Source organism: Geotalea toluenoxydans JCM 15764, from assembly GCF_001311985.1.
GTDB lineage: Bacteria > Desulfobacterota > Desulfuromonadia > Geobacterales > Geobacteraceae > Geotalea > Geotalea toluenoxydans.
In genome coordinates this window covers 1-6568 of record NZ_BBCJ01000054.1, presented here as the reverse complement: position 1 = coordinate 6568, position 6568 = coordinate 1, and the positions used below count along the sequence as shown (strand labels likewise).

At 55.2% G+C, this 6568-nt stretch carries 6 protein-coding genes and 2 pseudogenes; 7 read left to right on the top strand and 1 reads right to left on the bottom strand.

Annotation, left to right across the window (positions count from 1 at the left end; all coding sequences use genetic code 11):
• A partial coding sequence (locus JCM15764_RS20495; RefSeq protein ID WP_243689525.1) for a CARDB domain-containing protein occupies positions 1–948 on the top strand: 948 nt, incomplete at its 5' end.
• 92 nt (positions 949–1040) lie between these two features.
• Here JCM15764_RS20495 and JCM15764_RS25525 read toward each other — a convergent pair.
• The gene (locus JCM15764_RS25525; protein ID WP_243689524.1) at positions 1041–1211 is read right to left on the bottom strand and encodes a hypothetical protein; all 171 of its coding nucleotides are present in this window, start codon (positions 1209–1211) and stop codon (positions 1041–1043) included.
• 47 nt (positions 1212–1258) lie between these two features.
• Between JCM15764_RS25525 and JCM15764_RS29015 the strand changes: the two are divergent.
• The 6 genes and pseudogenes from JCM15764_RS29015 to JCM15764_RS20475 form a co-directional block, all read left to right on the top strand.
• A pseudogene (locus tag JCM15764_RS29015) lies at positions 1259–1345 on the top strand (hypothetical protein); the annotation flags it as partial.
• Positions 1346–1375: 30 nt separating this feature from the next.
• Complete coding sequence (locus JCM15764_RS20490) at positions 1376–3676, top strand: FG-GAP-like repeat-containing protein (RefSeq protein ID WP_054698786.1); 2301 nt, start codon at positions 1376–1378, stop codon at positions 3674–3676.
• On the top strand, positions 3673–3885 hold the full coding sequence (locus JCM15764_RS29010) for a hypothetical protein (protein WP_369412397.1): 213 nt from the start codon (positions 3673–3675) through the stop codon (positions 3883–3885). The genes JCM15764_RS20490 and JCM15764_RS29010 overlap by 4 nt, the downstream gene beginning before the upstream one ends.
• A complete protein-coding gene (locus JCM15764_RS20485) occupies positions 3861–4352 on the top strand; it encodes a CARDB domain-containing protein (protein ID WP_243689523.1) in 492 nt (163 codons plus the stop codon). The genes JCM15764_RS29010 and JCM15764_RS20485 overlap by 25 nt, the downstream gene beginning before the upstream one ends.
• Before the next feature lie 62 nt (positions 4353–4414).
• On the top strand, positions 4415–5425 hold the full coding sequence (locus JCM15764_RS20480; RefSeq protein ID WP_054698782.1) for a COG1361 family protein: 1011 nt from the start codon (positions 4415–4417) through the stop codon (positions 5423–5425).
• A 128-nt stretch (positions 5426–5553) separates the two neighbouring features.
• A pseudogene (locus tag JCM15764_RS20475) lies at positions 5554–6568 on the top strand (carboxypeptidase regulatory-like domain-containing protein); the annotation flags it as partial.

The following is a 6568-nucleotide window of genomic DNA, read 5'->3' as shown; positions in this document are numbered from 1 at the left end:
TCCGCCAACGGCTCCTGGAATGACGACCCTTATTCGACAGCCCTGGCCATTCGAGCCCTGGCACTGGTAAAACCTGAGCTTGTCATTGCCGCTACCGACATTGCCGTGTCCCCTCCGGCTCCTGTGGTAGGGCAAGCCATTACCGCTACAGCCACGGTCCATAACACCGGCCTGGAAGGAGCCGCCAATGTTGTCGTGCGCCTTCTTGATAACGGCACAGCAATCAGCGACCAGACCATTGCCGTTGTCGGTCCCGGCGGCACGGCACAGGCCGTGTTTGCCATATCTGCGATCGATCCTGCCGGTGAACATGTCCTGTCAGTCATCGTCGATCCGGCCAATGCCATCGATGAAAGCAACAAAGCCAATAACACTGCCACCAGCCGCATCTGGGCCAAAGCCCCGGCAGATCTTGCCGTCCTCCCTGAAAACCTGACCATTTCCCCGGCCTATCCCAAACCGGGTGACACCATAACCCTGACCGCCGCCATTGCCAACATGGGGGAAAGCGCTGCCGGTGCGTTCAGTGCCGACTTGTATGATGGCGACCCGAATAGTGGCGGTGTTAAGCTCGGATCTTTCACTCTGCCGGGAATTGGCGGCGGCGAATGGGGAACCGGCACCGTTACTTTCAGCTTTGCCGCCGAAGGAAGCCGCACTCTCTATCTTGTTGTAGACCCGCAACATGCTGTCAACGAGCTGATCACCGCCAACAACAGCAGCAGTAAGACCATAACCGTCAGTGCGGCAGCCGCCAGCTTCTTCGACCTCAGCATCCCCATGAACGGCATTCAGCTCAACCCGACGCGCCCGCACGCCGGCGACAACGTCACCGTCACGCTCCTTGCCAGAAACCTGGTGCTGAAACCACCACCGCCGATCTGGAACTCTTCGATGGCAATCCGAGCACCGGCGGTATTCTCCTGCACAAATCCACCATCACCCTGAGCACCGGCGAAACCCGGACCGTTAGCGTACCATGGCAAATGCCGGCAGGCATCCACACGCTGCATGCCTACCTGGACAGGAACAATGTTGTTTCAGAGCGGGACGAAACCAACAACAGCCAATCCCTGACTGTTATGGCCGACATGGTGGACATCGAAATCTCCGCCTCCGATATCCTCATTGAACCCGAGCACCCCATGGATGGCGATCCGGCCACGGTTAAACTCACCATTCAGAATCGCGGCATCATGCCACCGGGCCATTCAACGTCAACCTCTACAACGGTGATCCCAACAATGGTGGCACGCTTCTGCAAACCTTCGTCATTGCAGATCTTGCAGGCGATGCCATCCAGACCATCACTTATCCCTTCACCGCGGCCCGAGGCACTTACCGCTTCTATGCCGTCTGCGATCCAGAAAACAAGGTGGTGGAACTGTCCGAGGACAATAACCTGGCCATCCGTTCACTGCTCGTCAAAACCTCCGCCGAGGCCGCCGGCCCCGATCTGGTTCCCCTGGAGTTCAATCTCTCGGCAGCAACCACCGATCCACAGAGCCTCCACATTTCGGGTCTCGCAAAGGTGAAATTCCAGAACAAGGGCGATGACAAGATCACCACGCCGTTCCGCATTACTCTCTTCGAGGATAAGGATGGCGACGGCTTTTATACGGAAGGGGCCGATGTAGCCCTCGGTAACTGGGGCTACACGGCGTCTATGAATCCGAGCATGGTTGGTATCGTCAATATCATGCTCAACGGGACACTCACCTTCCGCGATGCGCCCATTTACGCCATGGTGGACAGCCTTCAGACAGTGGCCGAGCAGGTTGAAGTGAACAACACCATTCGCAAAGGCTCTGCCTGCGAAACGCGGCCGGTTAATCCGATTGAGCCGGTGTTGAAATGGCAGTGGCGGGGAGGGAGAACAGTTGCTAACAACCTCCAGATCCCGCCACCAACGGTAATCGGTCTTACCGATGATAACGGCGATGGTAAGATGGATGAGCAAGATATTCCTTCGGTAGTGTTTGTGACACAGGCCCAGTTAAAGGCTTTGAATGGCAAGACAGGAGCCGAGCGTTTTTCCGTAACCCGCGATTTCACCAATGCTTTTGCAGCTGGAACATATCTTGCGGCCGGTGACATCAACAATGATCATAAGCCGGAACTAGTTTTGATGGGTGCTTATTCAGGTTTGTTGAGCTTCAGCAACGATGGCCGGCTGTTATGGGATAATACGGCTACTGTTCAACCGTGGATAGTTTCCCATAATGTAAGTGTTGATCTCTACTATAACAGGGTTCCTAAAGTTGCAGACATTGACGGCAACGGGCAACCTGTAATTGTTGTCGGTGCAACAATCGTCAATGGAGATGGATCGATCCGTTCATCGGGACTATTCGGCCATGGCGATGGGGTCAACGGTGCTATGGGTGACTCAGTTGTGGCAGACCTGGATATGGACGGCAAGCAGGAAGTAGTTACCGGCAATACAGCCTATAATACCGATAGTTCCGTTAAATGGTATAATCCCGCCATAAGGGATGGAGTACCCGTTATTGCTAATTTTGACGACGATCCTTACCCGGAAATAGTCGTCCTCAGCGGATTGGATGGTTCAAAGCTGTACCTGCTTGACCATACCGGGCAGATCAAGTGGGGGCCAGTGAGTGTGTCGAGCTGGGAAGGATGGTATGGCAACTACGCCAGTGTTCCAACGGTAGCCGATTTTGATGGTGACGGAGAGTTGGAGATCGGCATCAAAGGCAATACCCACTACTTCATCATCGATAAAAATGGACGGTTGAAACTGACGCTTTCAACACCAAGAATTATTCTCGATAGCATATATCCTGCTGCAACCGTTTTTGATCTCAATGGGGATGGCCATCCGGAAGTAATGATCTATAGTGATCAATATCTGCGGGTCTTTGACGGCAAAGCAGGAACCCTGCTTTTTGAGCAGAGAGTCGGGCAGATAGAAAATAATCCCTACGGTAATAGTTATCTAGGAGTTGTTGTCGCCGATGTTGACGGAGACAGTCATGCCGAGATGGTGGTAGCAGGACAAAACTTCTACCCCTCTGACAGTTATAGTGCAGCTGAACACTGGATCAAAGTCTATGGGGCCAAGAACAATGACTGGCAGAATACACGCCGCACCTGGAACCAGCTGGATTACCATGTCACCAATATCAACGATGACGGCTCGATTCCACAATATGAGGCTCCAAGCTGGCTTCTGAACAACAACTACCGTTGCCAGGTACCTGTCGGCACTTCAACCGGTAATCCCTATGTCGCTGCTGACCTCTCAGCATCCTTCATCCGTGCGGACATGGGCAATTACCCAGCATCCGTTACCGTCACCACCCGCATCGGCAACGGCGGTGCCAAAGCAGTTGATCCTGGTATCAAAACTGCCTTTTACGACGGTGACCCGGCCAATGGCGGGGCGCTGATCGGCACCGCCATTACCACCAAAACCCTCAACCCTGGCGATTTCGAAGACGCGTCCATTGTCTGGAACGCACCCAGGGAGAGAAACCACACCATTTACGTCGTTGCCGACCCCGACAATACGGTAGCCGAATGCGACAAGGCCAACAACAGTGCCTTTGTGGCTACCTATATCACCAATGGCCAGCCCGATCTAAGCATCCTTCCTGAAGATGTGGCAGTCCGTCCCATTATCTATGAAGGGAATGTGCAGATGTTGCAATAGCTGTCAGAAACCCTGGAACCCTGTCTGCTGAAAACATCCTGCTGCGCCTCTACAAAGGCAATCCTGCATCGGGAGGTACGCTAGTCGGCGAACGGACAATTCCTTCCATCGTTGCCGGTGGTTCTGCAACGACAACCATAAGCTGGAATACCCTTGGCGCTAGTGTACCAATTACCTTTATGCTGTGGCAGACCCTAGTGGGGCAATAGTCGAATCCAACGAAGGGAACAATACTGCTATCCGCGAAGTGGTGGTAAACGCCGCTGACAAACCAGACTTGCAGCTAAAAGCCGAAGATATAGTCATTACCCCGGTATCACCACGGGAAGGTGATACTCTGACCTTGATAGCCAGCATCCTCAACCGGGGCAGCCAGACCGGCAATATCAAGGTAGCCGTCTACGACGGTAACCCTGCGGCAGGGGGCATCAGGCGTGGGGAGACGACAATACCTCAGGTACTTGCCAACGGGAGCAGTGCAAACGTCTCCTTTACCCTTGATACCATTGGCCTTACCGGCAGCCATACCCTCTATGTCAATATAGATCCCGATAACGCCATTACCGAAAGTGACGAAACCAATAATCAGGCACCCCGCACTGTATCCATTGTCCCGGCAGGATTGACCGTCGCCTTATCACCGATAAGGCCAGCTACAGCGCCAACGAACCGGTAAATGCTACCGTTACCCTTGCCGAACAAAGCGGCGTTGCCCGTTCACTCGCCTATGACCTTCAGGTGGTGGACGACAAGGGGGCAACGGCAGCCACTGTGCCGGAAACGACGATAGTCCTTGCTGCAAATGCGACCCAGGCTTTCTCTATACCCTGGAATACCGGGACCACCTATGCCGGCCCCTATATCTTGACTGTCCGGATAAAAGAAAGCAGCCGCATTGTCGCCAAGGCATCGGTGCCCATCTCCATCACCCCGGTTAAAACCGCCGATATTAAAGTTACCGTGGATAAAGTCTCCTACGGTGCAAACGAGCAGGTTGCACTCACTATTACCGTTACCGGCAACAGCCCCAACTATATCTACAGCGATGCGATTGCCACAACCAGCATCCTAAATGGCAATGGCCAAACCCTCTTCTCATCCACGAAAGCCATACCGTCTCTTGCCAGCGGACAGCAGATCGAAATCAGGAACTACTGGAACACTGCAACGTTGGCGCCCGGAAGCTACCCGGTAATTACAGAGGTGAAGGACTCACTGGGTGTTGTCATTGCCAGTGCATCACAGGCGGTCACTATCACCGGACCAACTCCTTCGGCTGCTCTTGCCGGGCAAGTGACAGCGGACAAACAGAGCGTCATGGCGGGCGAGCAAATTACTATCACTGGCAACCTGACCAACAAGGGCAATACCGACCTGGCAACGGTTACCGTAAAAGTGCTTATCGTCCATACTGCCAACCAGAACGTCTACAATACCCTATCCTATGAGACCGCCTTGACGATGGGGGCTTCCTATGCCTTCACCGGCCAGATCGATACCGCCAGCCTCTCTGCCAAGGATTACCTCGTCATTCTTCGTGGTACCATCAATGGCGTAGAAGAAACAATCGGGGGTACCTATTTCCGTGTTGAAGGCGCACCATCGGCCCCCGCCCTTGCCGGACCTGCAGAGGGTTCCGATGTGGCAACCTTTGCACCGCAGCTGTCGGTGAACAATGCCGCCGATCCCAATGATGACAAGGTGACCTACCAGTCGAGCTTTACGGGGATAGCGGCCTCACCAGCCTGATCGCCGCTTCCGGAACCGTTTCGGAAGGAACCGGCGTCACTTCATGGACAACTGCCGTATCCCTCACCGAAAACCAGACCTACTACTGGCGGGCCAGGGCCTATGACGGCAAGCTGTACGGCCCATGGATGGCGACCGCCTCCTTCCGGGTCAACACCGCCAACGATCCGCCCACGGCGCCCACCATCGCGGCCCCTGCCGACGGTACCGCCGTGGCCTTCTTCGGTCCGACCCTGACCGTCAACAATGCGTCCGATCCCGACAGCGCCAGTCTGACCTATAACTTCCATGTTGCACTGGATCAGGCTTTTACCAACATCATCGCCACGACCACCGGGGTCGCCCCGGGCACAGGAACCACATCCTGGACGGTACCGGTGGCTCTTCAGGAAAATGAGATTTACTACTGGCGAGCACAGGCCGACGACTGGCAGATGGAAGGACCCTGGTCACAAACCGCCCGCTTCCAGGTGAATACCGCCAATGACGCCCCGACAACGCCGGTCGTCACGGCACCCCTCAACGGCTCGACTGTGGCAGCTTTGACAACCCATGTGGCGATCGCCAACAGCACCGATCCCGATTCGCCAACCCTTACATATTTCTTCGAAGCGGATACGGTACCGACCTTCGATTCGCCCGGTATCATTCGCTCAGGCAGCATCACCCAAGGGGAGGGGAGCACCACCTGGAACCTGAGCGGTCTTTCTGACAACACCCGTTATTACCTTCGCGCCAAGGCAAGCGACGGGGCAGCGGAAAGTGCCTGGTCTGAGACCATCAGCTTCTTTGCCAATACCGTCAACGATCCGCCCACGACTCCCACACCGGCCAATCCCTCCGATGGGGCAGGGGTGAATCAATACAGCCCGACCTTGTCGGTGCACAATGCCGCCGACCTTGACCACGACACCCTGACCTACGAGTTTGAGGTCTATGCCGATGCTGCCCTGACCAGCCTCGTCAGCCGGGCAGCCGGTGTCATCGAGACAGCCGCTGTCACCAGTTGGACTGTTCCGGTGACACTGACGGAGAACCAGACCTACTACTGGCGGGCGCGCGCCTTCGATGGTTTCCTCACCAGCGATAAATGGACTCAAACCATGAGCTTCATGGTCAATACGGCCAACGATGCTCCCGGTG

Excerpts from the sequence above, each read along its gene's own strand:
- JCM15764_RS25525 (WP_243689524.1), bottom strand. The coding sequence starts at position 1,211 with ATGGCCCGGTGGCATGATGCCGCGATTCTGAATGGTGAGTTTAACCGT.